This window comes from Pelagibacterium sp. 26DY04 (assembly GCF_031202305.1).
GTDB lineage: Bacteria > Pseudomonadota > Alphaproteobacteria > Rhizobiales > Devosiaceae > Pelagibacterium.
On the sequence record NZ_CP101731.1, the window covers coordinates 1690460 to 1716145 of the forward strand.

At 64.2% G+C, this 25686-nt stretch carries 33 protein-coding genes and 2 tRNA genes; 16 read left to right on the forward strand and 19 right to left on the reverse strand.

Features of this window, described 5'->3' with window-relative positions; genetic code table 11:
* Positions 1 to 58: 58 nt before the first annotated feature.
* Both NO932_RS08190 and glpX read left to right on the forward strand, forming a co-directional pair.
* A complete protein-coding gene (locus NO932_RS08190) occupies positions 59 to 1405 on the forward strand; it encodes a homoserine dehydrogenase (RefSeq protein WP_309211004.1) in 1347 nt (448 codons plus the stop codon).
* Positions 1406 to 2365: a class II fructose-bisphosphatase gene (gene glpX, locus NO932_RS08195; RefSeq protein WP_309210681.1), complete on the forward strand. Its 960-nt coding sequence runs from the start codon at positions 1406 to 1408 to the stop codon at positions 2363 to 2365.
* On the opposite strand, the gene NO932_RS08200 is transcribed toward glpX, so the two are convergent.
* Positions 2362 to 2880, reverse strand: a complete 519-nt coding sequence (locus tag NO932_RS08200) for an HPP family protein (RefSeq protein WP_309210682.1) — start codon at positions 2878 to 2880, stop codon at positions 2362 to 2364. The genes glpX and NO932_RS08200 overlap by 4 nt on opposite strands.
* Positions 2881 to 3003: 123 nt before the next feature.
* On the opposite strand from NO932_RS08200, the gene NO932_RS08205 reads away from it, so the two are divergent.
* Positions 3004 to 3549 (forward strand): GNAT family N-acetyltransferase, encoded by a 546-nt coding sequence (locus tag NO932_RS08205; protein ID WP_309210683.1) that lies wholly within the window; start codon positions 3004 to 3006, stop codon positions 3547 to 3549.
* Between the two features lie 102 nt (positions 3550 to 3651).
* Here NO932_RS08205 and NO932_RS08210 read toward each other — a convergent pair whose 3' ends face one another.
* The 3 genes from NO932_RS08210 to NO932_RS08220 form a co-directional block, all read right to left on the reverse strand.
* Positions 3652 to 3807, reverse strand: a complete 156-nt coding sequence (locus NO932_RS08210; RefSeq protein WP_309161499.1) for a hypothetical protein — start codon at positions 3805 to 3807, stop codon at positions 3652 to 3654.
* 214 nt (positions 3808 to 4021) lie between these two features.
* Positions 4022 to 4498 carry a hypothetical protein gene (locus NO932_RS08215; RefSeq protein ID WP_309210684.1) on the reverse strand — a complete coding sequence of 159 codons (477 nt, stop codon included), beginning with the start codon at positions 4496 to 4498 and terminating at the stop codon, positions 4022 to 4024.
* A 197-nt stretch (positions 4499 to 4695) separates the two neighbouring features.
* Positions 4696 to 5241 carry a hypothetical protein gene (locus tag NO932_RS08220; protein ID WP_309210685.1) on the reverse strand — a complete coding sequence of 182 codons (546 nt, stop codon included), beginning with the start codon at positions 5239 to 5241 and terminating at the stop codon, positions 4696 to 4698.
* 189 nt (positions 5242 to 5430) lie between these two features.
* Here NO932_RS08220 and recJ point away from each other — a divergent pair, with 189 nt between their 5' ends.
* Positions 5431 to 7221 (forward strand): single-stranded-DNA-specific exonuclease RecJ, encoded by a 1791-nt coding sequence (gene recJ / locus NO932_RS08225; protein ID WP_309210686.1) that lies wholly within the window; start codon positions 5431 to 5433, stop codon positions 7219 to 7221.
* A gap of 38 nt (positions 7222 to 7259) precedes the next feature.
* Here recJ and NO932_RS08230 read toward each other — a convergent pair whose 3' ends face one another.
* Positions 7260 to 7913 carry an outer membrane beta-barrel protein gene (locus NO932_RS08230; protein ID WP_309210687.1) on the reverse strand — a complete coding sequence of 218 codons (654 nt, stop codon included), beginning with the start codon at positions 7911 to 7913 and terminating at the stop codon, positions 7260 to 7262.
* A gap of 278 nt (positions 7914 to 8191) precedes the next feature.
* Between NO932_RS08230 and NO932_RS08235 the strand changes: the two genes are divergently transcribed.
* The 5 genes from NO932_RS08235 to NO932_RS08255 are packed head-to-tail and all read left to right on the forward strand — an operon-like array spanning position 8192 to position 13091.
* On the forward strand, positions 8192 to 9241 hold the full coding sequence (locus NO932_RS08235) for an iron chelate uptake ABC transporter family permease subunit (RefSeq protein WP_309210688.1): 1050 nt from the start codon (positions 8192 to 8194) through the stop codon (positions 9239 to 9241).
* Complete coding sequence (fepG, locus tag NO932_RS08240; RefSeq protein ID WP_309210689.1) at positions 9238 to 10290, forward strand: iron-enterobactin ABC transporter permease; 1053 nt, start codon at positions 9238 to 9240, stop codon at positions 10288 to 10290. Before NO932_RS08235 ends, fepG begins: the two co-directional genes overlap by 4 nt.
* Complete coding sequence (locus NO932_RS08245) at positions 10287 to 11147, forward strand: ABC transporter ATP-binding protein (RefSeq protein ID WP_309210690.1); 861 nt, start codon at positions 10287 to 10289, stop codon at positions 11145 to 11147. The genes fepG and NO932_RS08245 overlap by 4 nt, the downstream gene beginning before the upstream one ends.
* Before the next feature lie 19 nt (positions 11148 to 11166).
* On the forward strand, positions 11167 to 12144 hold the full coding sequence (locus NO932_RS08250) for an iron-siderophore ABC transporter substrate-binding protein (protein ID WP_309210691.1): 978 nt from the start codon (positions 11167 to 11169) through the stop codon (positions 12142 to 12144).
* Complete coding sequence (locus NO932_RS08255; protein ID WP_309210692.1) at positions 12141 to 13091, forward strand: ABC transporter substrate-binding protein; 951 nt, start codon at positions 12141 to 12143, stop codon at positions 13089 to 13091. The genes NO932_RS08250 and NO932_RS08255 overlap by 4 nt, the downstream gene beginning before the upstream one ends.
* Before the next feature lie 30 nt (positions 13092 to 13121).
* Here NO932_RS08255 and NO932_RS08260 read toward each other — a convergent pair whose 3' ends face one another.
* From NO932_RS08260 to NO932_RS08275, 4 genes are read right to left on the reverse strand one after another with little or no spacing between them, the layout of a single operon-like run.
* Positions 13122 to 13583 carry an SRPBCC family protein gene (locus NO932_RS08260; RefSeq protein WP_309210693.1) on the reverse strand — a complete coding sequence of 154 codons (462 nt, stop codon included), beginning with the start codon at positions 13581 to 13583 and terminating at the stop codon, positions 13122 to 13124.
* Positions 13584 to 13588: 5 nt separating this feature from the next.
* A complete protein-coding gene (locus NO932_RS08265; protein ID WP_309210694.1) occupies positions 13589 to 13984 on the reverse strand; it encodes a VOC family protein in 396 nt (131 codons plus the stop codon).
* 2 nt (positions 13985 to 13986) lie between these two features.
* Positions 13987 to 14325, reverse strand: coding sequence for a metalloregulator ArsR/SmtB family transcription factor (locus tag NO932_RS08270; RefSeq protein ID WP_309210695.1), 339 nt, complete (start codon positions 14323 to 14325; stop codon positions 13987 to 13989).
* A 44-nt stretch (positions 14326 to 14369) separates the two neighbouring features.
* Positions 14370 to 15122, reverse strand: coding sequence for an SDR family NAD(P)-dependent oxidoreductase (locus tag NO932_RS08275; RefSeq protein ID WP_309210697.1), 753 nt, complete (start codon positions 15120 to 15122; stop codon positions 14370 to 14372).
* 99 nt (positions 15123 to 15221) lie between these two features.
* Between NO932_RS08275 and NO932_RS08280 the strand changes: the two genes are divergently transcribed.
* A complete protein-coding gene (locus tag NO932_RS08280; protein WP_309210698.1) occupies positions 15222 to 15611 on the forward strand; it encodes an STAS/SEC14 domain-containing protein in 390 nt (129 codons plus the stop codon).
* 6 nt (positions 15612 to 15617) lie between these two features.
* On the opposite strand, the gene NO932_RS08285 is transcribed toward NO932_RS08280, so the two are convergent.
* Complete coding sequence (locus tag NO932_RS08285; RefSeq protein WP_309210699.1) at positions 15618 to 15818, reverse strand: DUF1127 domain-containing protein; 201 nt, start codon at positions 15816 to 15818, stop codon at positions 15618 to 15620.
* Positions 15819 to 15899: 81 nt separating this feature from the next.
* Here NO932_RS08285 and NO932_RS08290 point away from each other — a divergent pair, with 81 nt between their 5' ends.
* The gene (locus NO932_RS08290; RefSeq protein ID WP_309210700.1) at positions 15900 to 16817 is read left to right on the forward strand and encodes a transcriptional regulator GcvA; all 918 of its coding nucleotides are present in this window, start codon (positions 15900 to 15902) and stop codon (positions 16815 to 16817) included.
* Position 16818: 1 nt separating this feature from the next.
* Here NO932_RS08290 and NO932_RS08295 read toward each other — a convergent pair whose 3' ends face one another.
* Positions 16819 to 18207, reverse strand: coding sequence for a dipeptidase (locus tag NO932_RS08295; RefSeq protein WP_309210701.1), 1389 nt, complete (start codon positions 18205 to 18207; stop codon positions 16819 to 16821).
* Between the two features lie 162 nt (positions 18208 to 18369).
* On the opposite strand from NO932_RS08295, the gene NO932_RS08300 reads away from it, so the two are divergent.
* Positions 18370 to 19110, forward strand: a complete 741-nt coding sequence (locus tag NO932_RS08300) for an SDR family oxidoreductase (RefSeq protein WP_309210702.1) — start codon at positions 18370 to 18372, stop codon at positions 19108 to 19110.
* 39 nt (positions 19111 to 19149) lie between these two features.
* On the opposite strand, the gene NO932_RS08305 is transcribed toward NO932_RS08300, so the two are convergent.
* The 6 genes from NO932_RS08305 to NO932_RS08330 all read right to left on the reverse strand — a co-directional run bounded on the left by NO932_RS08305 (position 19150) and on the right by NO932_RS08330 (position 21765).
* Positions 19150 to 19647, reverse strand: coding sequence for a hypothetical protein (locus NO932_RS08305; RefSeq protein ID WP_309210704.1), 498 nt, complete (start codon positions 19645 to 19647; stop codon positions 19150 to 19152).
* A 96-nt stretch (positions 19648 to 19743) separates the two neighbouring features.
* Positions 19744 to 20280 carry a DUF1003 domain-containing protein gene (locus NO932_RS08310; RefSeq protein WP_309210706.1) on the reverse strand — a complete coding sequence of 179 codons (537 nt, stop codon included), beginning with the start codon at positions 20278 to 20280 and terminating at the stop codon, positions 19744 to 19746.
* A gap of 150 nt (positions 20281 to 20430) precedes the next feature.
* Positions 20431 to 20505 (reverse strand) — tRNA-Glu (locus NO932_RS08315).
* Positions 20506 to 20606: 101 nt separating this feature from the next.
* Positions 20607 to 20682, reverse strand: a tRNA-Glu gene (locus tag NO932_RS08320).
* A gap of 95 nt (positions 20683 to 20777) precedes the next feature.
* Positions 20778 to 21242: a D-Ala-D-Ala carboxypeptidase family metallohydrolase gene (locus tag NO932_RS08325; protein ID WP_309161476.1), complete on the reverse strand. Its 465-nt coding sequence runs from the start codon at positions 21240 to 21242 to the stop codon at positions 20778 to 20780.
* Between the two features lie 106 nt (positions 21243 to 21348).
* Positions 21349 to 21765, reverse strand: coding sequence for a VOC family protein (locus NO932_RS08330; protein ID WP_309210707.1), 417 nt, complete (start codon positions 21763 to 21765; stop codon positions 21349 to 21351).
* A gap of 218 nt (positions 21766 to 21983) precedes the next feature.
* Between NO932_RS08330 and NO932_RS08335 the strand changes: the two genes are divergently transcribed.
* The 4 genes from NO932_RS08335 (at position 21984) to NO932_RS08350 (ending at position 24754) form a co-directional block, all read left to right on the forward strand.
* On the forward strand, positions 21984 to 22610 hold the full coding sequence (locus NO932_RS08335; protein WP_309161474.1) for a cold-shock protein: 627 nt from the start codon (positions 21984 to 21986) through the stop codon (positions 22608 to 22610).
* Between the two features lie 45 nt (positions 22611 to 22655).
* On the forward strand, positions 22656 to 23144 hold the full coding sequence (locus tag NO932_RS08340) for a DUF192 domain-containing protein (protein WP_309210709.1): 489 nt from the start codon (positions 22656 to 22658) through the stop codon (positions 23142 to 23144).
* Positions 23145 to 23228: 84 nt separating this feature from the next.
* The gene (locus NO932_RS08345; RefSeq protein WP_309210710.1) at positions 23229 to 23987 is read left to right on the forward strand and encodes a hypothetical protein; all 759 of its coding nucleotides are present in this window, start codon (positions 23229 to 23231) and stop codon (positions 23985 to 23987) included.
* A 92-nt stretch (positions 23988 to 24079) separates the two neighbouring features.
* On the forward strand, positions 24080 to 24754 hold the full coding sequence (locus tag NO932_RS08350; RefSeq protein ID WP_309210712.1) for a methyltransferase: 675 nt from the start codon (positions 24080 to 24082) through the stop codon (positions 24752 to 24754).
* A gap of 2 nt (positions 24755 to 24756) precedes the next feature.
* On the opposite strand, the gene NO932_RS08355 is transcribed toward NO932_RS08350, so the two are convergent.
* Positions 24757 to 25191, reverse strand: a complete 435-nt coding sequence (locus NO932_RS08355) for a universal stress protein (protein WP_309210714.1) — start codon at positions 25189 to 25191, stop codon at positions 24757 to 24759.
* Positions 25192 to 25274: 83 nt separating this feature from the next.
* On the reverse strand, positions 25275 to 25628 hold the full coding sequence (locus NO932_RS08360) for a response regulator (protein WP_309210715.1): 354 nt from the start codon (positions 25626 to 25628) through the stop codon (positions 25275 to 25277).
* Positions 25629 to 25686 lie beyond the last annotated feature (58 nt).

Genomic DNA, 25686 nt, shown 5'->3' on the forward strand with positions numbered 1-25686 from the left:
CGACCTTCGCGAAGGCCGCGAGCCGCGCAGCGAGACGCGGCAGCGGATCGTCCGTGCCATGCAAAGCTTTGCCAGCGGCGAGGGCGAGGACTTGCGCCCGCTGCGGGTGGGCATTGCCGGGCTGGGAACGGTGGGCGCCGCGCTGATCCGGATCTTGACCGAGGATGGCGATGCCATCGCGCGCAAGCTGGGGCGGCGGATTGTCGTCTCGGCGGTTTCCGCGCGCTCGCGGTCGCGTGATCGCGGGGTGGATATTTCCGGCTTCAAATGGTTCGACGATCCCGTCGCGCTGGCGCGGTCGGGCGAAATCGATCTCTATGTCGAGCTGATCGGCGGTGAGGATGGGCCGGCACTGGCGTCGGTGACCGCAGCGCTGGAGAATGGCTGCCCGGTGGTGACGGCCAACAAGGCGCTGCTGGCCCGGCACGGCGTGGCCCTGGCGCGGGCGGCGGAGAACGCCCATGCCCAACTCGGGTTCGAGGCGGCAGTGGCCGGGGGCATTCCCGTGATCAAGACGCTGCGCGAGGGGTTGGGCTCGGCCGCAATCACGCGCGTCTATGGCATCATGAACGGGACGTGCAATTACATCCTCACCCGCATGGGCAATGAGGGAATCTCGTTCGAGGAATGCTTGAAGGACGCCCAGGCGCTCGGCTATGCGGAGGCTGATCCGACCTTCGACGTCGAAGGGTTCGATACGGCCCATAAGCTCGCGATCCTTGCCAGCCTTTGCTTTGAGACGGAGATTTCCGCCGATCAGGTGTTCGTCGAAGGCATTTGGCGCATCACCCAGGCCGACATAAAAGTGGCGGCCGATCTGGGATACAAGATCAAGCTCCTGGGCATGGCCCGCAAGGTGGAAACGGGAATCGAGCAGCGCGTGCATCCAACGCTTGTCCGGAAATCGAGCGCCATTGCCGGGGTGGACGGCGTGCTCAACGCCGTGGCGCTGGAAACCAATCACGTCCAGGAATTGCTGCTGGCCGGGCCCGGCGCGGGTGGGGAGGCAACGGCGGCTTCGGTGCTTTCCGATATTCTCGACATCGCGCGCGGCACGCAGGTGCCCCCGCTCGGGGTGCCGTCTTCGGAACTGGCGCCCTGCGCGCGCGCGCCGATGCGCATTCATGAAGGTGGCTATTATATAAGGCTCAACGCAAGGGATGTGCCTGGCGCGCTGGCGGCGATCGCCACCCGCATGGGCGAAGGCAACATCTCGCTCGAAAGCGTGATCCAGCGGCCCGACCTGCGCGCCTCCGAGCCCGGCGTCGAGGAGGAGACCTCGCGCACGGTGGTGCTGATTACCCACGAAACCATCGAAAGCGCGGTGCGCGAAGCGCTGGCACGGATCGCGAGCGACGGGTTCATTGTTGGTCAGCCACAACTGATAAGAATCGAGGAGTTCTAGTTGGACCAATCTCAGGAGACTGCCGTCGGCCGCAATCTTACGCTCGAGATCGCCCGGATCACCGAGCGGGCGGCCATAGCGGCGGCGGGCTGGCGCGGCAAGGGTGACGAGATGGAGGCCGACCAGGCCGCCGTCATCGCCATGCACAACGCGCTCAACGACATCGAGATCGAAGGCCAGGTGGTGATCGGCGAGGGCAGGGGGGCTCCGCTGCTGGCGCTGGGCGAAGGGGTCGGCAAGGGTCATGGGCCGCAGATCGATGTCGCCGTCGATCCGCTGGAAGGGGTTACGGGCTGCGCCAAGAACCTCGCCGATTCCCTTTCGGTCATGGCGTTTTCCGAACGCGGCGGGCTGCTGCGCGTGCCGGACGCCTATATGGAAAAGATCGCCATCGGGCCGGGCTATCCGCATGGCATCGTCGACCTCGACAAGTCGCCGGCGGAAAACATCACCGCCCTGGCCGAGGCCAAGGGCGTAGCGGTGTCCGATATCGTGGCGTGCCTGCTCGACCGGCCGCGTCACGCGGGGCTCATCGCCCAATTGCGTGAACTCGGGGTGGCGGTGAAGCTGCTGCCCGATGGGGACATCGCCGCCGTGATCCATGCGGCCAACAGTGACGATACCGGCATCGACATCTACCTGGGATCAGGCGGGGCGCCCGAGGGCGTGCTGGCGGCGGCGGCGATCCGCTGCATGGGCGGGCAGATGCAGGGACGGCTGATCCTCGATACGGCCGACAAGAAGGCGGCGGCCCGCGAACTGGGGATCGGTGACGCCAAACTTTGCGCCGAGGACATGGTCCGCGGCAACGTGCTATTCGCTGCAACGGGGGTTACCGACGGGAGTCTGTTGCGTGGCGTAAAGCTTTTGCCGCGCCGGGTCGTCACCTCGAGCGTGGTGATGCGCTCCTGGAGCCACACGATACGCTGGATTACCGCCGAGCATCGGCGGGAGAGTTAGCGTGAGGTCTGGTCGCTAAGCGGCAGAGGGTAGCGCTGGCGCGGCGGCAGGCGGTGCAGAACGACGCCCAGGCCCACCAGCAGCGTGCAGGCGAAAAACAGCACTGCGAAAAGCGTGAGCGGATCGACCGGCGTGGCGTGAACCAGCAGCGGCACCGCCACCGCCGGCGGATGCGTCACCCGCAGCACGAGCATGACCAGCATCGCAAAGCCGACCCCGAGCGTCGCCAGCCACCACGAATCGGGCAGGATCCAAACGACAAGCACCGCAAAGATCGTGCCGATCAGATAGCCGGCGAAAATATTGATCGGCTGGGCGCCCGCCGAGGCCGGCTGGCCGAAGATCAGCATCGCGGTCGGCCCGAGCGGCGCCAGCAGCAGCGGCAGGCCGGTCTTGACCGACAGCCAGCCGATCAGCATCACCGCCAGCCCCGCGGCGAGGGCGGAGCGGAAATGAACGCGCCAATCCTTGCGCGGCTCGTGGCGGGCGATGTAGCGGGCAAAATGGGAACGCATGCGTCGGCTTCTGAACGGAACGCCGGCGGTTTGCAGTGATTCGCCCCCGAGTGTAAGCATTTGTTGTGGGGGCGAACACATTGGCGCGCGAGCGTGGATTCTGGGTCGCGGTGGGGGAGGTCCATGGACTCGAGCGTGGTGACATTGCGAGACGCTTCTGTTGCCGATGTCGGCGGCATTGCCGCCGTGCACGTCGCAGCGTGGAAAGAGACCTATACGGGGCTGGTGCCCGAGGGGATTCTGGCGGCTCTTTCTGTTGCGGATCGGGAGGCACGATGGAGGCGGATACTCGCAGATCCGCACGCGGGTGGAACCTCGGTTTGCGTCGCATGTGACGGCGAGCGCATCGTCGGCTTCGCATCGTGCGGCGGCCAGCGCGACGCCGGTTTGAGGACTCTGGGCTTTGATGCCGAGATCAGCGCTCTCTACCTGCTGCAATCCCATCAGCGCCAGGGCATCGGCACGGCGATGATGCGGCACATGGCGGCCGAACTTGCCGGGCGGGACCATGCGGCGGCAGCCCTATGGGTGCTGCGCGAAAACCGCGCCGCACGAGCGTTTTACGCGCGGCTGGGCGGGGAGGTTGTGGGAGAGAGGGAGGAGGTTCGGCCAGAAGCCCGATTGATGGAATTGGCCTATGGGTGGCGGCGGCTCGGACACATGGAATAGCCGAAGAGCAGGTCTTGGGTAGAGCACCTAAACGGCTCAAGCGGACGTTGCTCCTGCAAAGGTAAAGGAGGGTCGAGGGCGACCCTCCAAGGACGCAGTTGATCAGCGGCGCTGACCCCCTTTGTTGTCCTGCATTCCATCGCGGCCTTTGTTATCGTCGTCACGACCGCGGCCCTGCTGGGTTTCTTTGTCCTTCTGGCCTTGCTGGCCAGACCGACCGTTTTGTTCGTGGCTTCCACGCTTGTCCTGGTTGGCCATGTGCGTTCCTTTCAAGAACAATGCTGCCTATTTCGTGGGCAGCATAAATCAACCACGGTTCATCATCTTCGTTCCTTCAGGAAATCGCGAATAGACCTATGCTATACGGTATGTCTGTAAGCCGACCTATTTGTGCGGGTAGTGGGGTTTTCCAATAAAAATGGCCGCCAGAGCTCGGGCGGCCATCCCTCTCTGCTTGTGCTGGTTTTTCGCCTTATTCAACCAAGCCAGCGGCTTGGCAGTCTTCGAGGGTGATTGCCTCAAGATCGATCGAGGCTGCTGCATCTCCGGCGGCTGCGGCATCGCCGCCCGCGGCGGCTCCGTCAGCGGCCATGTCATCACCCGCCGCGGCGTCCGCGGCCGTCTCGCCGACTGCTCCGGCGCCCGCCGCGGCATCGACTCCGCCAGCCGCCGCGCCTGCGTCTGCTCCTGCATCGGCTCCAGCCTCGCCACCGGCTTCCGCTCCGGCGCCACCGGCAGCACCACCGTCGGCTCCAGCAGCAGCGTCGGCTTCGGCACCAGCGGCCGCGCCTTCTTCAGCGAGCATCGTGCAATGCTCGGTCACCACCGGCAGGTCTTCGTCACTGACCTGCTGATCGCCTACCATGGTCTGGGCAAAGGATGCGGAACTCAGGGCCAGAGTGGCGGCTGCCGCAAGTGCGATAGGTGAGACAAGAGATTTGATGGTCATGTCGTTCCTCCTCGAACGGTTTGCCATGAGCTTTGCGCTCGACCATTAACTTTTCGGCAGGAATGACGTTCCGGCAGGACCCGAGGCCGCTAACACGCGATAGGACGCGAGGGGCCGGTGCCCGGCGACGGCGGGCAGGAGCGCCGGCACTGGCGGTGATGCCGATGATCTTCGGGGTAGCTTCGCCCTGCGCGAACCTATGGCGTTTGCACTCCCAGCACTTCCCGCGCCCGCTCTTCGGCGTTGTCGCCGGCGGCGGTGATTTCGGCTTCGGATTGGCCCAGGGCGCGGGCGGCCTGTTCGGCGGCGTTGCGGACGTTGGCGACGATTTCGAGCTTTTGGGATTTGGTCATGTTCTCGTCGCGCAGCTCGGCGGCGCTGGCGACCAGGGCGTCGATCTGGACTTCGAGCGCATTGGTGGTGGAGGTGATGCCTTCGCTCAGCGCATTCATGGCGTCGTCGCCGAGCTGCATGAGGTTATCGCCCGCCTGCTCAGTGTCTTCCATGATGGTTTCGAAGGTCTGCTGCGCGTCCTGCTCGATCTCTTCGCGGCGCTGCTGGAGTTCTGCGGGCGACATGACCTCCTCGCTCGTGGGCTCCTCGTTTTCCTCGGCCGGTTCGGCAAAGGCTTCCGGATCGCCGGCATCGGGATTGGGAACGTCGGGCGCGCCGGCGCGCTCCTCGCAGGCGGCAAGGGCAAGGGCCGAAATCAGGGCAAAGGGCAAAAGCAGTTTAGCGGTCATGGTCAATCCCTCGAACAATAAACGGGCGGTCTTGTGCCCTTGATAGAAACGGTCAGCCCGGATCGATGTTCCGAGCCTGGAGCAAGGTGTCGGGTGGACGGATGAAATGCGGGAAAGGCGCGTAAATGACGTGCAAATCGGCGCGGGCGGACTATCGATCCGCCGCGCGCAGCGTCTATAGGTAGGGCCATGATGCCCACGATCCCAGCCTTTCTCAACGTTGAAAGATCGGTCTGCGGCCGGCGATGGCTCGACAGGCTCGACCCCGCCGCCGCCCGCATGGCGGGCGCCATCAGCCAGCAGACGGGGTTATCGGAAATCCTGGCGCGGATCGTGGCCGGACGCGGCGTGGCGGTGGAGGCGGCGGAAGACTTCATCACCCCCACCATACGCGCGCTGATGCCCGACCCTTCAACGCTGGCCGACATGGACGCGCTGGCCGCAAGGCTGGCCGACGCCATCGAGAGGCGGGAGACGGTCGGGCTGTTCGGGGACTATGATGTCGATGGCGCCTGTTCCGTCGCGCTGATGGTGCGCTATCTGCGCCATTTCGGGCTCAACCCGCCCACCCATATCCCGGACCGCATATTCGAGGGTTACGGGCCCAACAATGCAGCGATCGACGGGCTGATCGAGCAGGGCGCCACCCTGGTGATGACGCTCGACTGTGGCACGGCCAGCCACGGTCCGATCGCCCATGCGCGAGGGCGCGGGGTGGACGTGCTGATCGTCGACCATCACCTGGCGCCCGACGAGTTGCCCAACGCAAACGCGCTGGTCAATCCCAACCGCCGCGACGACATATCCGGGCTCGGCTATCTGTGCGCGACGGGCGTGGCGTTCATGGTGCTGGTCGCCACCAGCCGCATCCTGCGCGAGCGCGGGCAGGGCGGCCTCCCCGACCTGATGAAATGGCTGGACCTCGTGGCATTGGCGACGGTGTGCGACGTGGTGCCCCTAAAGGGGCTCAACCGGGCCTTCGTGGTGCGCGGCATAGAAGTGATGCGGGCCGGCGGCAATGTGGGGCTTTCGAGCCTTGCCATCGCGGCGCGGGTTTCGGGGCCGGTCAATGCCTACCATCTCGGTTTCCTGCTCGGGCCGCGGATCAATGCCGGCGGGCGGATCGGGGATGCGGGACTGGGCGCGCGGCTCCTGGCCGGCGACGATGAATATGAGGCGCTGGCGATCGCCCAGCGGCTCGACGAACTCAACGCCGAACGGCAGCGGATAGAAGTTGCGGCGGTGGAACAGGCCGTGGCTGCGGCCGAACTCGAGATCGGCGAAGGGCCGGGGCCCTCGGTGCTGGTGACCGCATCCTCGGAATGGCACCAGGGAATTGTGGGGCTCGTTGCTGCCCGGCTCAAGGAACGGTTCGACCGGCCCGCCTTTGCCATTGCGCTCGGCCCCGATGGCGGTGGGACGGGATCGGGGCGCTCGGTGCCGCGGGTGGATTTGGGTGCGGCGGTGGTCGATGCGGTGCGCGGCGGGATCATCACCAAGGGTGGCGGGCATGCCATGGCGGCGGGCGTGACCCTCGGGCCGGGGCAGTTGGGGCCGTTTCGGGCCTATCTCAACGACACGCTGGCCGACGATGTGATGGCAGCCAAGGCCGGGGATGGGATCAAGATCGACGCGGCGCTGACGGCGCGGGGTGCCCATCCCGATTTCGTGCATGAGTTCGAGCGCGCCGGGCCATTCGGGGCGGGCAATCCCACGCCGGTCTTTGCCTTTCCCGCCCACCAGATCCGCTTCGCCGACGTGGTGGGAGCGGGCGGACATGTGCGCTGCACGGTGAGTTCGGGGGATGGGGCCAATCTGAAGGCCATCGCCTTCCGCGCGGCGGGGAGCCCGCTGGGCGATGCGCTGCTCAAGGCGCGGGACGGGCAGCGGCTGCATGTCGCCGGCACGCTCAATATCGACCACTGGCAGGGACGCGAAACCGTGCAACTGCGGATCATCGACGCGGCGGTGCCGGGATAGGATCGGCCATTCGTCGTTGAATGGCCGATCCGGTTCGATCAGAAGTGGAAGTTGACGCCAACGCGGGTGGTGTGGGCGTTTGCATCCACCGTGTCGCCGCCAAGATCGTATTCGCCAAAGCCGACATAAAGATACTCGGCCTTGAGCGAGAGGTTGCCGGCCGTCATGGCTTCGATGCCCGCGCCGGCGGCAATGCCCCAGCCATATTCGGATTCCGAGACGGTTTGGCCGGCCGCGTTCTCATACTGGTAGCCGATGTCGCCGAAGGCGACGCCGCCTGTGGCATAGGGCATGATGCCGCCGATATCGATGCCGGCGCGGCCGCGCACCGTGCCGTAGTGGTTGAGGCCGGCGTTGTAGTTATCACCGACAGGGCGGGTTTCATCGAATTTTACGTCCGAAAGCTGGTAATCGCCCTCGACGCCGACGACCAGACCGCCGAGATCGGCGTTAAAGCCGGCCTGCGCGCCGCCCATAAAACCGCCGATCTCGGTATCGCCGGTTCTATCCGAGTACTCGCCCCGGCCATATCCGACATTGCCGCCGGCATAAAAGCCGCCGAAACCGCCCTGGCTCATGCCTGTGGGCCCATAGGGCCCGTAGGGCGCGGTCGTCCCCAGCGCGTCGGCCGCGCTGGCCTGGCCTACGGAAATGGCCGCCAAAACGGCCGCAGCGAACATGGTCTTACGCATTACAAACTCCAGAACTCGCCCTTTGGCCTCAAGCTTTTCTCGCCAAACAGTTTCCGGATGATTGATGAAAATCCAAAAAATGGAACAAAGCCGCGCGGCGCGATCAACAGAGTGTGAGGTGCTTGGGCCATGGGGCGCCGCTGCGCTGCCGCACGCCGCTGCGCTTTTTTGCGGGCTGCAAGAGAGATCGAAGCTGGCAGTAACTTGACTGACCAAATCATAAAATATAGCTAGGATCATCCGCCAATCCGTGAGCCTCGTGCCGGAGACAAGGCCCTGTGACCGCCATCGCCGAACAAGCACAAGCCGCGCGCCGGCCCGGAGTCGCCGCGACCAATGCGCGCCGGCTCAGCGGGCTGTTGCTGGCGATTGGCGTTCTGGCGCTGGTGGCGCTCTTGTCGGTCGCGGTCGGCTCGCGCGATATCCCGCTGCCAACGGTTATCGACGCGCTGTTTGCCTATGACGACAGCAACGATCACGCCATCATCCAGTCGCTGCGCCTGCCGCGCACCGTGCTGGGGCTGCTGGTCGGCGCGGCGCTGGGCATCGCCGGGGCGCTGATCCAGGCGCTGACGCGCAATCCCTTGGCCGATCCGGGCATTCTGGGGGTCAATGCGGGGGCGAGTTTCTTCGTTCTGATCGCGGTTGGGTATCTGGGGTTCACCTCGCTCGACGCCTACATCTGGTTTGCGTTCCTTGGAGCGATCGTAACGACAATCGTGGTCTATATCGTCGGCTCGGCGGGGCGGGGCGGCGCGACGCCGATCTCGCTGACGCTGGCGGGCGTCGCGATCGGGGCGATTCTCGGTGGCGTTTCCACGGCGCTCACGCTGCTCAATCCCAGCGCCTTCGACCGCATGCGCCATTGGGAAGCCGGTGCCCTGAGCGGGGGCAGCTATGATGCAGTGATCACCGTGGCGCCCTTCGTGATCGTCGGGCTGGTGCTGGCGGGCATCGTGGCGCGGCCGCTCAATGCCGTGGCGCTGGGGGACGATCTGGCCAAGTCGCTGGGCGCCAATATCCTGCGCGTGCGGGTCGTCGTGGTCGTCGCGGTGACGCTATTGGCCGGCGGCGCGACGGCGGCGGCGGGGCCGATCGGGTTCGTCGGGCTGATGGTACCCCATGTGGCCCGCTGGATCGTGGGACCGGACCAGCGCTGGATTTTTGCCTATACCGTGGTGCTGGCGCCGGTGCTGCTGCTGGTCTCCGATATCGTCGGGCGCATCATCATGCGGCCGGGGGAAATCCAGGTGGCGATCGTCACCGCTTTCGTGGGGGCGCCGGTGCTGATCCTTCTGGCGCGGCGGCGCAAGGTGAGCGGGCTATGAGCGCCATCGATTTCGGACGTCCCACCCGGGTCCTGCGCCTGCTCGACGGCAGGCTGACGATCAGGCTCGATACGCGGGTCATCTTTCTCGTTTCGATCATGGTTGCCCTGGCGATCCTCGTGACGCTGATCGCGCTTTCGAGCGGGGAATATCCCGTGCCGGTGACCGACGTGTTTTCCGCGCTGATCGGGCAGGCCGAGGCGCGGGTGCATATGGTGGTGGTCGAATGGCGGCTGCCGCGCTCGGTGCTGGCGCTGCTGCTCGGCGCGGCGCTGGGATTGAGCGGGGCGATCTTCCAATCGCTGACCCGCAACCCGCTGGGCAGCCCCGATGTGATCGGATTCAATTCGGGCGCATATACCGGCGCGCTGATCGTCATCATCGGGTTTTCGGGCAATTACTACCAGATTGCCGGGGGCGCGCTGCTCGGCGGCGTGGTGACGGCGCTGGCGGTCTATCTGCTCGCCTGGCGGCGCGGCGTCGAGGGCTTCCGGCTGATCATCGTCGGTATTGGGATGAGTGCCATGCTCTCCTCGCTCAACACATGGCTGATGCTGCGCGCCGATCTCGAAGTCGCCATGGCGGCGGCGGTGTGGGGCGCCGGTTCGCTCAATGGGCTGGGCCTCGACAAGCTTTGGCCGACCTTGCTGGTTCTGGGGATCTTCATCCCCGCCGCCTTTATTCTCGGCCGGCCGATGAAACAGCTCGAAATGGGGGACGATGCGGCGCGCGCATTGGGGGTGATGGTCGAACCGGTGCGGCTGACGCTGCTGCTGCTCGGGGTGGCGCTGACCGCGACGGCCACCGCCGTAGCCGGGCCGATCGCTTTCGTGGCGCTGGCCGCGCCCCAGATCGCGAGGCGGGTGACCGGGGCGGCGGGCGTTGCCATGCTGCCATCGGCGGCCATGGGAGCATTGCTGCTGGCCGTCGCCGATCTTCTGGCGCAGCGCATGTTCGCGCCCACGCAACTGCCCGTCGGCGTGGTCACCGTCTCGATCGGGGGGCTTTATTTCGTCTGGCTGCTGGTGCGGGAAGCCCGGCGGCAATGACAGGGGATGCCAAGATGAACCAGCATTTCGATCCCGCCATCGTAACCGCGCCCACGCGTCTTGCGGCACAGAAGGCGACGATCGGCTACGACCAGCGGGTGATCTCGACCGACCTGTCAGTGGAAATCCCCGACAAGGGGTTCACGGTGATCGTGGGCGCCAATGCCTGCGGGAAATCGACCCTGCTGCGTGCTCTCTCGCGGCTGATCCGCCCCTCGGCGGGCGAAGTGATGCTCGACGGCAAGGCCATCTCGCAATATCCGGCCAAGGAAGTGGCCCGGCGGCTGGGGCTGTTGCCGCAGACCTCCATCGCGCCAGAGGGGATCACGGTGGCCGATCTCGTGGCGCGGGGCCGTTACCCGCACCAGAAGTTCATCCGCCAATGGTCGGTGGAAGACGAGAAGGCGGTGATGGACGCCATGGAAGCGACCAGGATCACCCCGCTTTCGCACCGGCTGGTGGACGAGCTTTCCGGCGGGCAGCGCCAGCGGGTTTGGGTGGCCATGGTGCTGGCCCAGCAGACGCCCATGCTGCTGCTGGACGAACCCACCACCTATCTCGATATCGCCCACCAGATCGAGCTGCTCGAATTGCTGCGGGTGCTCAACCAGCGCGAGGGACATACGGTGGTGGCGGTGCTGCACGACCTCAACCACGCCTGCCGCTATGCCAGCCACATCATCGCGATGCGCGACGGGCAGATCGTGGCCGAGGGCGCGCCGGCGGACATCATCACCGCCGAACTGGTCGAGGAGGTCTTCGGGCTGCCCTGCATCATCATCGATGACCCGTTGGCGAAAACGCCCATGGTCATTCCGCGCGGCTCGATCCCGCACCCCGCCCCCGACACACCGTAGAACGAAGAGGACCATCCCGATGTGGAGGAGTTTTGCAGGCGCCCTTGCGGCAACTGCCCTGGCCCTGGCGCCCGCATGGGCAGAGGACAGCTATCCGGTTACCGTCGAACACGCCTTTGGCGAGACGGTGATCGAAGAGTTTCCCGAACGCATCGTGACGTTGAGCTGGATGAGCCAGGAGGCGATCATCGCTCTTGGCGAAAGCCCTGTCGCCATCCAGCACCAGATCTGGGGCGGCGACGAGAACGGCTACCTGCCCTGGATCAAGGACGCTTACGCCGAACGTGGCGAAGACTTGCCGCCCACCATCAACACGACCGATGGCGTGCCTTTCGAGGAGTTGCTGACCTACGCGCCCGATCTGATCTTCGTGCCCTATAGCGGCTATAGCCAGGAGGAATACGAGCGGCTGTCGGCGATTGCGCCCACCGTGCCTTTCAAGGATATTCCCTGGAGGGGCGATTGGCAGGAGATCATCGAAACCGCCGGCACGGTGCTGGGGCGCGAAGACGCGGCCCAGGCTCTGATCGCCGATATGCGGGATTTGCTCCAGGGCTATGCCGAGCAATATCCGATAATCGAGGGCAAAACCTTCGCGTTCGGCGGCGGGCTCGGCGTCGACGGAGCGGGTATGAACGTCTACCTGCCGCACGATCCGCGCGTGCTTTTGCTATCCGATTTGGGATTGGTGCCAGCCGAAGCGCTCCATGAGCTGCCGGCTGACAGCTACACGACCAAGATCAGCTACGAAAACCTCGACAGCATCGACGCCGATGTGTTTATCGCCTGGTACAACGACCGGGAAACGGTGGATACGCTTCTGGCCAATCCGCTGTTTGCCCGCTGGCGGCCCGTGGCCGAGGGGCATTACGTGCCGCTGATCGATCTCTCCTATGCCATGGCGTTGTCCGCGCCCTCGGCCCTCTCGCTTCCCTGGGTAATGGACCGCTTCGTGCCACGCCTTGCCGAAACGCTCGAACAGGAAACCGCACAATGAATCGTTTTGCGAAGTTTTCGGCCTTAGTAGTTGCGGGTCTTTCTTTTTCCGGCGCGGCAATGGCGCAGGAGTGGACCTTCACGGACGGCGCAGGGAGCACGATTACCCTGCCTAACCCACCCGAGCGGATCGTGGCGTTCTCGTCCTCGGCGGCCGGACTGATGCAGTTCGGAATCGAGCCGGTCGGCATTTTCACTGACGAGAGCACTTCGGAAAAGAGCTATGCCGAATTCGATCTCGAAGGGATCGAGGTGATCCGCACGCCCTACAACCAATTGCAGCCCGAAGCGCTTCTGGCGCTCGATCCGGACCTGATCGTCACCGAATATTGGCCGCGCACGGGCGATTACAGCGGCGGGGAGGAAATGCATCCCGAGGGTAGGTTTGCCGCTGTCGCCCCCATCGTCGGCGTTCTGCAGGGCGATTCCGCGATTGGGCTTATCGAAGATTACGGCACGCTGGCCGAGGCGTTGGGAGCCGATCTGGACGCACCCGAAATCGAAGCGCAGCGCGACGCGTTCGAAATCGCGCGCGCCGCGCTTGCTGCAGCGGCGGAAGCCAAGCCTGGGCTCAAGGTCATGGCCGCTTCGATCGATGCGGACAATCTTTATGTCGCCGCTCCCGCTGGCGGCGCGGAATTGCAGGACTTCCAGCGCTGGGGCGTCAACATGGTGGAGCCCGAGGCGCCCGAAGGCGAATATTGGGGCGTCTTGAGCTGGGAGAACGCCGACACCTATCCCGCGGACGTGCTGCTCCTCGACGACCGCCGTGGGTCCTCGATACGTGAGGCGGTGGAAGCCCAGCCGCTCGCCGATCTGATCGCCGGCGTCGGGGCCGGGCAGGTAGGCGATTGGCCAGCGTGGTGGATCAGGACCTATGCCGCCTATACCGCCGAACTCGAGGAATTGACGGCGCTAATCGAACGCTCCGAGGTGGTCACCGATTGAAAACGGGCGGCAGAGATGCCGCCCCATTCGCTAGGTCTCTACAGCCTGTGCCAGGGCGATGAACATGAGGTTCCAGCCATATTCGCTGGTCTCCTCGGGCTTGGCCGGCAGATTAGCCAATTCCTCGGCGATGCCGACGCCTGATTGGGTGAAGACCATCACCGTTTCATTGTCGTCCTGGGAGAGCTCGACGGTGATGGTGTCGAAATCGGGTGAGAACTGCATCATGCCGAAGGTGAAGACGATGCGGTGGGGAGGATCGAGTTCGAGATACTCGCCCTCGGCGGTGTAGGAGACGCCTTCGCGCACATCGGTCACCGTCCACTTGCCACCGACATGGGCGTGAATCCGGGTTTCGTTGGAGTCGCTGGCTGGCGAGGTGAACAGCCATTTCCGAGTGACGTTGGGATCGAGCCAGGCCTGATAGACGCGCTCGATGGGTGCCTTGAAGCGGCGGGTCATGCGCAGGAAGCGGTCGGGGAGATCGGACATGGGCATCACGCGAGGTTGAGCTGCCAGGTGACGCCGAAGCGGTCGCCGACCCAGCCGAAGCGGGTGGAAAAGCCGTAATGGTCGAGCGGCATATAGACCTGACCGCCTTTACCGAGTTCGTCGAAGAGCCGTTCGAGCTCGGCCTCGTCATTGCATTCGACCCAGAACGAGATCGAAGGGGTGAAGGTGAAGGCGTGCTGGACGTGGCTGTCGGACACCATCACTTGCTGGCCGACCAGGGTAACGATGGCGTGCATGATGGTGCCCTCCGGGCCGGGCCCTTCGGGACCGTATTTCTGCATTGAGACGACCTCGGAATTGGGCAGGACGCGCATATAGAGATCCAGCGCCTCCTGGGCCTTGCCCTCGAACATGAGGAACGGCGTAACGGACTTGGCCATGGTCATTCTCCTTTGAGTTCGGCCGTAAAGATCGCATCGAGCGCGTCGAACTTCTCGCTCCAATAGGTCTGGTAAAAGCTCAGCCAATCAGTGGCGGCGGCGAGCGGCTTGGCCTCGAGCGAGCAGATATGCGTGCGCCCCTCGACCCGGCGGCGGACCAGCCCGGCCTGCTCGAGAACGCGCACATGTTTCGACGCCGCCGGAAAGCTCATGGCAAAGGGCGCGGCGAGTTCGGAAAGGCTCTGCTCGCGCGCCGTGAGGCTGCGCAGCATGGCGCGGCGCGTCGGGTCGGACAGCGCGTGGAAGACGGTATCAAGCTGGGCATCGGAAAGCAAAACCATATGGTTTGATATCATCGCGGCGCGTTGATGTCAAACCGAGTGGTTTAGCTTTTGCCGCGTGGCAGGAGGCGCTTCATGATGGCGAAGAACAGCGGGTAGGGAAGCATGGCGATCAACTTGAGCGGATAGACCATGCGGCGCGGGAAGGCGATCTCGAACCTTTTCGAATTGAGCAGCCCATCGGCGATCCGGCGGCCGGCCTCCTCGGCATCCATGAGAAACGGCATTGGAAAATCGTTGGGTGCGGTGAAGTCGGTTTTGACGAACCCCGGCGAGATGAGGCGCACCGCGATGTTGTCGCGTTCGAGTTCGGTTCGCATGGTTTCGGCGAGCGCGATCATCGCCGCCTTGCCCGAGGAATAGGCAGCGGAGCGGGGCAGGCCGAAATAGCCCGCGACCGACGCGACCAGCGCGATCTCGCCGCCACCTTGGCGCCGCATCTGGGTAACGACCGGATCGATGACCCGCATGGCGCCGAGCAGATTGGTGTCGATGACGCTGGCATAGCTCTCATAGCCGTATTGCCCGGTCTTGGTGGTCTGCTTGGTGGCCACCGAAAAGATCATCAGGTCGATCCGGCCCAGATCCTCGACGATGCGGGGGACGGTGGCGCGGACGGCATCAAGGTCGGTGACGTCGAGCGGGTAGGGGCGCGCGCCATGGCTGACGGCAAGGGCGGCGAGCGGCTGTTCGCGCCGGCCCGAGACGGCGACGGTCCAGCCGCGCCCGGAAAGCGCCTTTGCGGTTTCCGCCCCGATGCCCGATCCGCCGCCGAGTATCCACGCCACCTTGGCCATGCTGATCCTTATTTCCTTCTCTCTTTAGGCCGGCGCAACCGGTTTGGAAGGCAACGCGTTGGGCGACCGGGAGGTTCGAATCTCAGAGGAGAGACGAGAATGCTGGAATTTTCACAAGTGCGGGGCAATGTGGCGCTCGTCAAGGCGAGCGGACAAATCACCGGCGACGATATCGACCGGATCGTCGCCGACACCGAAAGCCTGCTGTCCGAATACGAAGAAATCGGCCTGATCGCCGACATGACCGGCCTCGAAAGCATGACGGCGGAAGCCATCGCCAAGGACTTCGCCTCCCAGTTCAAATTCCTGGGCGATTGGAAACGCTTTCCCAAAGCCGCCGTGATCGCGGAGCCGGGCTGGTTCGAGGGGCTGGCCAGGACCATGGGGGCCATTCTGCCCCAGATCGAAGTCCGAACCTTTGCGCCCGAAGAGCGCGAACAAGCGCTGGAATTTGCCTCGGGCGTAAAAGCGGATCGGATCAAGGGGTGAGGGGCATCATTCCGGGCGGAGGTCGATCGACCGCCAGAAGGGCCGCCGCGCTTCCCGGGCGACACGGGCGCAAGTGAGACCCATATCCCTGAGCGTGTGGGCATCGAGGCTGCCCAGATGGCGGCGGTCGCGGATACGCCGGCGCCAGAGTCCGATTTGATTTATGAGGTGAGCTAAGGCAAAATGCTGGGGCATGGCTACCTCCATTGACTGGAATAGCCGTAGATTAACCTCGCGAATGATGTGCCCACAAATGCATAGTTTTCGCAGTTCAGATTAGCTTTACTCATGAATAGAACCGAACGTCTGCCGCCCCTTTCGGCGCTGCGCGCCTTTGAGGCGGCGGGGCGGCGGCTCTCGTTTACGGCGGCGGCCGAGGATGTGTTCGTCACCCAGGCCGCGATCAGCCACCAGATCCGGGCCTTGGAAGAGTTTCTGGGGCTGGAGCTGTTTATCCGGCACAATCGGCGGCTGACGCTGACCGATGCGGGGCGCCGATATTTCGAGGAGATCGAGACGGCCTTCGATTCCGTACGGCGGGCCACCCGGCGCGCAATGGAGACCTCGGGCGAGCAGAACTTGCGGATTTCGGCGCTGTCGTCCTTCACCACCAAATGGCTCATTCCCCGTCTGCATCGGTTCCAGACGCGTCATCCCGATATCGAGCCGATGATCGGCACGACCCAACGGGCTGTCGATCTGCGCCGCGAAGGCGTCGATGTAGCGATAAGGGTGGGGGGCGGCGTCTATGAGGGGCTTTTGTCCACGAAACTCATGGACGATGCCGCATTCCCCGTCTGCGCGCCGAGCCTGGTGCATGGTCCCAAACCGCTTGCGACGCCACAGGATCTGCGCGCGCACGTCTTGATCCACGATTCCTCGATCGTGGCGGCGAGCGAAGGACCGGACTGGCCGGCCTGGTTCAAGGCGGCAGGTCTGGACCCGACCGTGGCGACAAGCGGTCCGGCCTATAACGACACCGGATTGACGATACAGGCCGCGATCGCCGCCCAGGGCGTCGCGCTGGCGCGACGCGTTCTGGTTTCCGACGATCTGGCGCACGGCCATCTCGTCCGCCCTTTCGGGCCGGACGTACCGGCCCAATCGAGCTGGTATTTCGTGACCACGCCCGACGCGGGCGAACGTCCGGCCGTAAAGGCGTTATTGGCCTGGCTCCTCGAGGAGATCGCGACGGCCGGACTCTGAGTTACCGCGACAGCGCGTCCAGCACCCGCACCCAGGAGCGGATGCCGCGATGGTAGCTTTCGAGATTGTATTTCTCGTTGGGCGAATGGATGCGGTCGCCGGTCTGGGCGTAGCCGATCAGCAGCGAATCCATGCCCAGCTTGCGCTTGAAATCGCCAACGATGGGGATCGAGCCGCCCGAACCGGCCACGGCGGCCTCGCGGCCCCATTCCTGCGTGAGAGCGCCAAGAGCCTTTTGCAGCATGGGGCCGTCAGCGGGAACCACCGATGCGGGGCTGCCGCCATGTTCGTGGAAGGTGACGGTACAATCGGCCGGCACGCGGGCGCGGACATGGGCGCGGAATGCTTCGCGGATCTTCTTGGGATCCTGATTGCCGACGAGGCGGAAGGAGATCTTGGCCCAGGCTTTCGCCGGGATCACCGTCTTGAAGCCTTCGCCGGTATAGCCGCCCCACATGCCGTTGATCTCGCAGGTGGGACGCGAGGTGATCTGTTCGAGGACCGAGCGGTTCTTTTCGCCGGCGGGTTCGGACAGGCCGACCTCGCCGAGATACCCCTTGTCGTCGAAGGGCAGGCGCTTCCACTGCTCGGCAACGGCCTCGGGCAGTTCGGGAACATCATCGTAGAAGCCTTCGATGGCGACCGACCCGTCGGGATTGCGCAGCGAGGCGATGATTTCGGCCAGCACCTGATTGGGATTGCGCGCCGCATTGCCATACATGCCCGAATGCAGGTCGCGGCTGGCGGCCTGGATCTCCACCTGATCGGCCACCAGCCCGCGCAGCATGGTGATGATCGAGGGGGTTTCCTCGTCCCACATGTCCGTGTCGCAAACCAGCGCGATATCGGCCTTGAGCTCTTCGGCATTGGCCGCAAGGAAGGCGTCCAGCGATGGGGAGCCTGATTCCTCCTCGCCCTCGAGAAGCACGGTGACGCCGAGCGGCAGCGAACCGCGCACGGCCTTATAGGAGCGGCAGGCCTCAATGAAGGTCATGAGCTGGCCCTTATCGTCGGAAGCACCGCGAGCGAGGATGACCTTGCGGCCGTTCTCTTCGCCGATTTTCGGCTCGAACGGATCATTGGTCCAGAGTTCGATGGGATCGACAGGCTGCACATCGTAGTGACCGTAGAACAGGACGCTCGGACCCTCGCCGCGCTGATGGCCGACCACCATGGGGTGGCCAGTGGTGGGGCGCACCGAGGCATCGAAATCGAGCCCCTTGAGTTCATTGGCCAACCAGTCGGCGGCGGCGTTGACCTCGCCCGCAAAGGCCGGATCGGTGGAAATCGATTTGATCCGCAAAAGCGTGAACAGCCGCTCAAGGCTCTGGTCGAGATTGGCATCGACATGGGACAGCACGGCATCGAGCGAGGCGTTGGCAGAAGGCATTGCGGGAAGATCCGTCTCTAGATTTTGGAAGGTGGCCCGAGATTAGCAGCGGGACCGGCGAGGTAAAGGCATTTTGCTGGTGCAGGGCACTGGTGCGCTATTGGTACTTTCCGCCTGCCGGCTTCGGGCGCTACGGTTCAAGGCCATTCAAAGGAGGGCGGGATGCGGGACGTGGTGCTGGTGACAGGCGGCGGTCGGGGAATCGGGGCGGCAATCGCGAAAGGGGCGGCGGCCAGGTTCGATGGCGTGGCGATAACCTATGCCAGCAACGGGGAGGCTGCCGAGGCGACGCGCAAGGCCGTGGAGGCGGCAGGGGCGGCCTGTTGCGCGATCTCGAACCTCGCCAGCGAGCCGGGCGAGGTTGAAGCTCTGTTCGATGAGGTGGAAGCCCGGTTGGGGCCGGTGACGGCGCTGGTCAACAATGCCGGCATCACCGGCAGGATCGGCGCGTTCACCGACGTTGCGTTCGAAACGATGCGGGACGTGGTGGCGGTGAATCTCATCTCGCCCATGCTGCTCAGCCAGGCGGCGATCAGGCGCTGGCAGAAAAGCGGGATCAAGGGGCGGATCGTCAATGTCTCGTCGGTGGCCGCAAAGCTCGGCGCGCCGGGGGAATACATCCCCTACGCCGCCGCCAAGGCGGGGATCGAGACCTTCACCCACGGGCTGGCCAAGGAGGTGGCTGGGCAGGACATCAGGGTCAACGCCGTGGCACCGGGAACGACGATGACCGACATTCACGCAGCGGCGGGCGAGCCGGGGCGGCCGGCACGGGTGGCACAGAAGATTCCGATGGGGCGGGTGGCCGAGCCTGGGGAGATTGCCAACGCCGTGCTTTGGCTGCTCTCGGAGGAGGCAAGTTTCGTAACCGGCGAGACGATCGCCGTCACCGGCGGATTGTGATGGGCTCGCTCATAGGCGAGCCCATCACACCGATCGGGATTATTCGAGGCCGAACATCTGGCGTGCGGTGGCTTCGGCCTGATCGCCCACCTGGGTCACCATCTCGTCGGCCAGGCCCTGCTGACGGGCTGCCTCTTCGGCGGTGGTGCGGGCCTGTTCGACAGCCTGCTCTTTCTGCTCGTCGGTCATCGAATCGATCTGGGTCTGAAGCTGTTCCTGGGCCTCGGGCGTGAGCATCTGCATGGCCTGGTTGGCCATGGAATCAGCGCTGGGCGCAGCAGCGGCCGGAGTGGTGGTCTCTTCGGCAGCAGGCTCGGCGTCAGCCTCAGGCTCGGCATCGGCCGGAGCCGGATCTTCGGTCGTCTCGGTTTCGGCCGGTGCAGGTGTTTCGGCCGGCTCGGCGGGGGCGGATTCGGCGGGAGCCTCCACGGCTGCCGGTTCGGTGGTTTCGGCGGCGGCATCACTGCCTTCGTTGCTGCAGCCGGCCAAAGCAATCAAGGACGCAATGGCAATAGGAGCAAAGTAAGATTTCATCATTTCAAACCCTCAAGCTGATCACGGAGGCGTGATCCAGGGTCCAATTTGAGCAAGAGTGGGGCCAACTTGTGGCAGATCGGATATGCCGGCCGTTGGTCAGCGTTTGGCGCTCGATTGTTCGAGGCGGTCGAGGACCGTCTCGGGCGAGACATCGCGCTTGAGTTCTTCAACTTCATCGTCGGCCATGGTCTCCACGCCCAACTGACGGGCAATGGCATCGACTAGAGTGATGAGCTTGGTGGTTTCGTGCTCGTTGAGTAGGTTGATCTGCAGATCGAGTTCGGCGCGCTCGGCATCGGCGGCGGCCATGCGATTCTGGTTGATGAGCACGAAGGTCGAAAGAAAGATCGCTTCGACCGAGGCCACCATGGCCAGAACGACCAGGGAAGGATCCCAGGCGCGGATGACGGGCAGCAGGCCCACATTGATCAAGATCCAGCCGCCGAACAGGAGGATATGGATATAAACGAAGATCATGCTGCCGGCGAAGTCGCTGATCCGCGCCGCCAGCCGATCCTGCAGCGAAGCCTTGGCCGCCATGCGCCGCCGGCGTTCGAGCAGCGAACTGATGTTCCGCTCGAGCGAAGCGTTAAGCTGGGGAGATGAGTGGTGGCTGGGACTGTTTCTCGACATTTGCGGCTCCGGTGAGCCTTGCCACAACGCGCCGGTGTGACGGGCGATCCCCTCGATAAGCAATGTTAATTGCATCACGGCGCATCGACGCCGGATAGCTGAAAATCCTTGGGGCGGCGACTGCCGCAGCATTGGTGGAGAGAGAAGAAATGGCGCGCCCTACGGGACTCGAACCCGTGTTACCGCCGTGAGAGGGCGGCGTCCTGACCGCTAGACGAAGGGCGCTAGCAAAGTGACCCGTTGTCGGACCGTTTGTCGGCGGCATTGATAACGGCAAGCGCTGACAATGGCAATGGAAAACTGGCCGCCTTCCCGGAGGGGAAGAGTGGCGCGCCCTACGGGACTCGAACCCGTGTTTCCGCCGTGAAAGGGCGGCGTCCTAGACCGCTAGACGAAGGGCGCGCAAGGCTGTTTCGGAGAACCGTTCCAGCCGGTGAGCGGGTGTATAGGGGGGGCATTGCGAATGCGCAATACCCAAAATCGAATTTATTTTGATTTCAACAGCCGCTGAAGGTGACCGGGCCGCGATAGCCGCGCGGACGGTCGCGGACGTCGACGTGAACGAAGTTGCGTCCCGGATAGCAGCCGAGCCCGCCGACCAGGCCGTTGTTGCGCGCATAGGCGATGATGCGGGACTTCTCGACGCCGGGAATATAGAAATCGGCAGCCATGCATTTGGTGTGCATCGACGATTCCGCGCCCCCCACGGCAGCATTGTGCCAGGGCGTGCGGTAGCCCGAATTCATCACCACCTTTTTCCCGAAATGACCTTCGATGTCCCAGATCAGCAGCCGCAGCTTGGGAGAGAGGCAAAAGGCGTTGACGTTGGAGTGGGAGACATAGGTGCCCCAATCGGTCCGCAGGCCCTGATAGCCCGCGCCGCTTCCCGAGGCGAACATGGCCATCGGAGCGCAGGCGCCGAGCAGGCACACCATGACGATCAGACTGGAGATGGTACGCATAAAAACAACTTCCGTGCCGGGGGTGTTGTACCCAAACCACGGAATGAAAATACCGGCGGTTGCCTAACCGCCGGTCAATAGGCGTAGTTAACGTTGCGTTACGCGTTTACCATGTGCCGGTATTGGGCATGGAAGCCCAGGGTTCGGCCGGCTCGAGATGGCCGTCCTGGATCAACTCGACCGAAATCCCGTCGGGGGATTTGACGAAGGCCATGTGGCCATCGCGCGGCGGGCGGTTGATGGTGTAGCCCATGTCGGAAAGATGCTGGCAGAGGGCGTAGATGTCTTCCACCCGATAGGCCAGATGACCGAAATTGCGGCCGCCCGAATATTCCTCGGGATCCCAGTTGAAGGTGAGCTCCACCTGGGCGTCTTCCTGTCCCGGAGCGTTGAGGAAGATGAGCGTATAGCGACCTTTTTCGTTTTCAGTGCGGCGCGATTCGACCAGACCGAGACCTTCGCAATAAAAGCGCAGGCTGTCCTCGATCGAGGAAACGCGGACCATTGTGTGGAGATATTTCACGGGCAAGGCTCCGGTTTGTCAGAAGGCCCGGCAGGGCCGGGAGGCGGACGTTAGCAGAAGGGTTGAGATAAGGCCAAGAAGGGCCGGCCAGCATTATGGTTAATTGGTGGCAATTAAATTATGAATGGTTCTTAACTTTTGGTTCTGAATCGGCCACACTGCCTCAAGTTGTAAGAGTACCTGCATTTGCGGGGCCGTGTGTGGAAAAGGCGTTGAGCATGGGGGCGAAGGACACTTCCGGCACCGGACCGAACACTGGGGACGAGGCGCGGCGAGACGCGCGCAGCCCCGGTGCCGACGGAGGGTTTCAGAACACTGGAACCGATTTCGATGTCATCGAACTCGCCGGAACCATCAAATGGTTCGACGCGGGCAAGGGCTTCGGATTCATCGTGCCCGACGGTGGCGGGGCGGACGTGCTGCTGCACGTGACCTGCCTGCGCCGCGACGGCTATCAAACCGCCTATGAAGGCGCCCGCATCGTTGTCGAGGCGCTCAACCGCCCCGGCGGGCTGCAGGCCTTCCGCATCCTCTCCATGGACGAATCCACGGCCCGGCATCCGGCGCAAATGCCGGCGGCGCGCACCCATGTGCAGGTGGAACCCACCTCCAAGCTGGAGCGGCTTGAGGTGAAGTGGTTCAACAGGGTGCGCGGCTTCGGATTCCTTTCGGCGGGTGAGGGGCATCCTGACATTTTCATCCATATGGAAACGCTGCGGCGCTTCGGGTTGACCGAATTGCGGCCCGGCCAATTCGTTCTGGCACGCTATGGCGACGGACCGAAGGGGCTGATGGTTGCCGAAATCCGTCCCGATGGCTGGGGCGACGCACCATCGTCGCATTGAGGCCGTAGCGTTGGCAGCGACGTCCTGGCCTGAACTGGTGAGTTGATGATGATGGCTTCCGCGCGCCGCGTGTTTTCCCTTCTCCTTGCGGCGTTGACGCTGATAGGGCCCGCCATGGCGCAGGACCAGGGGAGTGAAGCGGCTGACGAAACCGTCGCGGTGATCCATGCGGGCGACGAAAGCCACCGGTTCACTGTCGAAATCGCCGATGACGATGCCGAACGCTCGCGCGGCCTGATGTTCCGCGAGGAGCTGGCGCCGGACGCCGGGATGCTGTTCGACTTCTTCAACGAGCGGCCGGTGGCCTTCTGGATGCAGAACACGCTGATCCCGCTCGACATGATCTTCATCAAGGCCGATGGCACCATCGCGCGCGTGCATGCACAGGCCGTGCCCATGGACCGCACCTCGATCCCGTCCGGCGAGCCGGTGCGCTTCGTCTTGGAAATCCCCGGCGGCCGCGCGGCGGAACTGGGCATCGAGGCCGGTGACACGCTCGAGCATCCGCGCGTCGGGAGCGAGCCGGAGCAGTAGCGGCCAGACATCAAAGGCTCGTGGGGGCCGGGCAAAGTGAGCATCTGAGAGATCCGGCATAGTGCCTGGAGGAGGAGATAAAAGATGGCGACTTCGCTCAAGACATTGATGCTGGGCGCAGCCCTGGCGACGACGATAGGCCCGGCCGCGATGGCTGAGACCCAGACCGAGAACGTGGTGGCCGAGGCCCGGACCTATGTCTATCTGACCGTGCCGGAGGACGTCGTGCAGTCGGTTCTGCCCGAGGGGTGGGCATCCACGCCCACGGCATCCGGCCCTGCCACGGGAGCAAACGTGATTCTGTTGCTGGTCGATCGTCGCCTGGCGCTCGATCCCGAGGGAGCGCCGCTCGGTGGCGGTACCAACCAGCTCGCCGTCTTCGCCGTTCCGGCCAGCAGCGCAAATGACGATGAAGGCCTGGTGATCGTGGGTGGCTATGCCGCGGCGGGTGCGCCGGCCGCCTATGGCAATTACGAACCGGCCAGCGTCACGCTCACGCGATCGTCCCACACAGAGGACATGGTCACCAACAGCGAGGAAGAGTGGACGATCAGCGCAGAGGATGGCGACACGCTCTCCCTTTCGCTGAGCTACGAGGAGGCCACCCCGACCTTGTCGAGCTTCGACCAGACGGTGTTTTCGGGCGCGACGCCGGATTTCTACCGCATGTATCGTGGCAGCCAGGTCGTTGACGTGCTGGAGAGCGCCACGGAGGGCGTTGATCGCGTCGACCAGTTCGATCTCAGTGCCAGCGGCGGGATTGCCGGTACGCTCATCGAGAGTGCCGAGGTGGTCGCGGTGTCCCGCTTCGCGCACTACACCCGCAGCACGTTCGTGCCCTGAGCGCGATCGGCATCCGCCAGAGCCCCGCGTCTTGACGTCCACTCATGAAACATCGATAGTTACGTGTGTTTCGTCATAACGTGAGCCTCCCGATGCAAACGAACTATTTCGCTGGGCCAGCTGCTAGGGCCTACGCCGAGCGCCCGCCGCGCCAGGTGCCGGGCTTTGCGAGCCTGCACCGCATGGCCATGCTGCTGATGAACGAGCGGGTGCCCGCCGACGGCCGCGTCCTGGTGCTCGGCGCCGGCGGTGGGCTCGAACTCAAGGCGTTTGCCGAGGCGCAACCCGGCTGGACGTTTGATGGCGTGGACCCGTCGGCCGATATGATCCGCCTGGCCGAACACATGACCGAACCCCATGCGGAGCGGATTCGCCTGCACGAAGGCTATATCGGAGTTGCCCCGGAAGGCCCGTTCGACGCCGCCGTGTGCCTGCTCACGCTGCATTTCGTGCCGCGCGAGGAGCGGCTCGAAACGCTGCGGCAGGTTCGGCGCCGGCTGCGCCCGGATGCGCCCTTCATAGTCGCCCATATCAGCTTCCCGCAGACTGAGCCGGAGCGATCCCTGTGGATCGCCCGGCATGTTGCCTACGGCGCTGCCGAGGGGATGGATGCGGCCAGCCGCGAAAGCGCGCGTCAGGCGATCGCCACGCGGCTGACCATATTGGACCCGCAGGAGGAAGAGGCGATGCTGCGCGAGGCGGGATTTTCCGGCGTGAGCCTGTTCTATGCCGGGCTGAGCTTCCGCGGCTGGGTTGCCTATGCCTGACGCTACCGCACCACGAGCACCGGAACCGTGCTGGTGGTGAGAACCTCGGTAGTCTGGCTGCCCAGCAGCATCTTTCGGAACCCGCGCCGGCCATGGGAGGCCATGACGATGAGATCGGCGCCGATCTCCTGGGCCGTCTCGACGATGGCATCGGCCGCGTAGCGGTTGGGGATGTGCAGCGTTTCGTGCGGAACCCCGCTCTGGGTTGCGAAGCGCTCCGCTTCGGCTAGGATGTCCTTAACCGCGTCGCGCATGGACTCCTCGTACTCGGCAATTGTGGCCGGACCGGCAGCGGCAAGCGCGCCGGATGCCCACATGTCGGTGACCGTCACGATGGTCACCCTGGCGCCGAGCTGCTTGGCGAGTTCGAGACCATGATCGAGGCCCTTGGTGGAGAGTTCCGAGCCGTCGGTTGCGATGAGGAGGTGTTTGTACATTCCGCAGTCTCCCTGTTTGCGCGACAACGATAATTCCGGCCGCCAGGTTCGGAATTGATCTCGATCAATCCTCGATCGACTGGCTACGCGACTGCGGCGAGCTGGGCATGCAGCGTGGCCACGATGCCTTCCTGATCGGCCGGCTTTTTGAGGATCGGCACCTGATGCAGGGATGCGGCGAGATCGGTATTTTCGATGTCATGGCCGGTGTAGATGACCATGGGGATCTGGGAGTTGGCGAGACGATCCGCCAGCGCGCGGCTGTCGCCGTCGCGCAGCTTGAGGTCGATGATGGCCGCCGAGGGGGTGTTGTCGTCCAGCCAGGCATAGGCGGCCTGATTGGAGGAAAGGGCCGTCACGCTGTGGCCGGCGGCCTCCAGGGCATATTGCAGATCAAGCGCGATGAGGGTCTCGTCCTCGAGCAGGAGGATCGTCATGATGGCCTCGCCTGTTTGCCGCCTCAGTGCCGGGGCCTTCCGGCAAGAAATTGTTAAC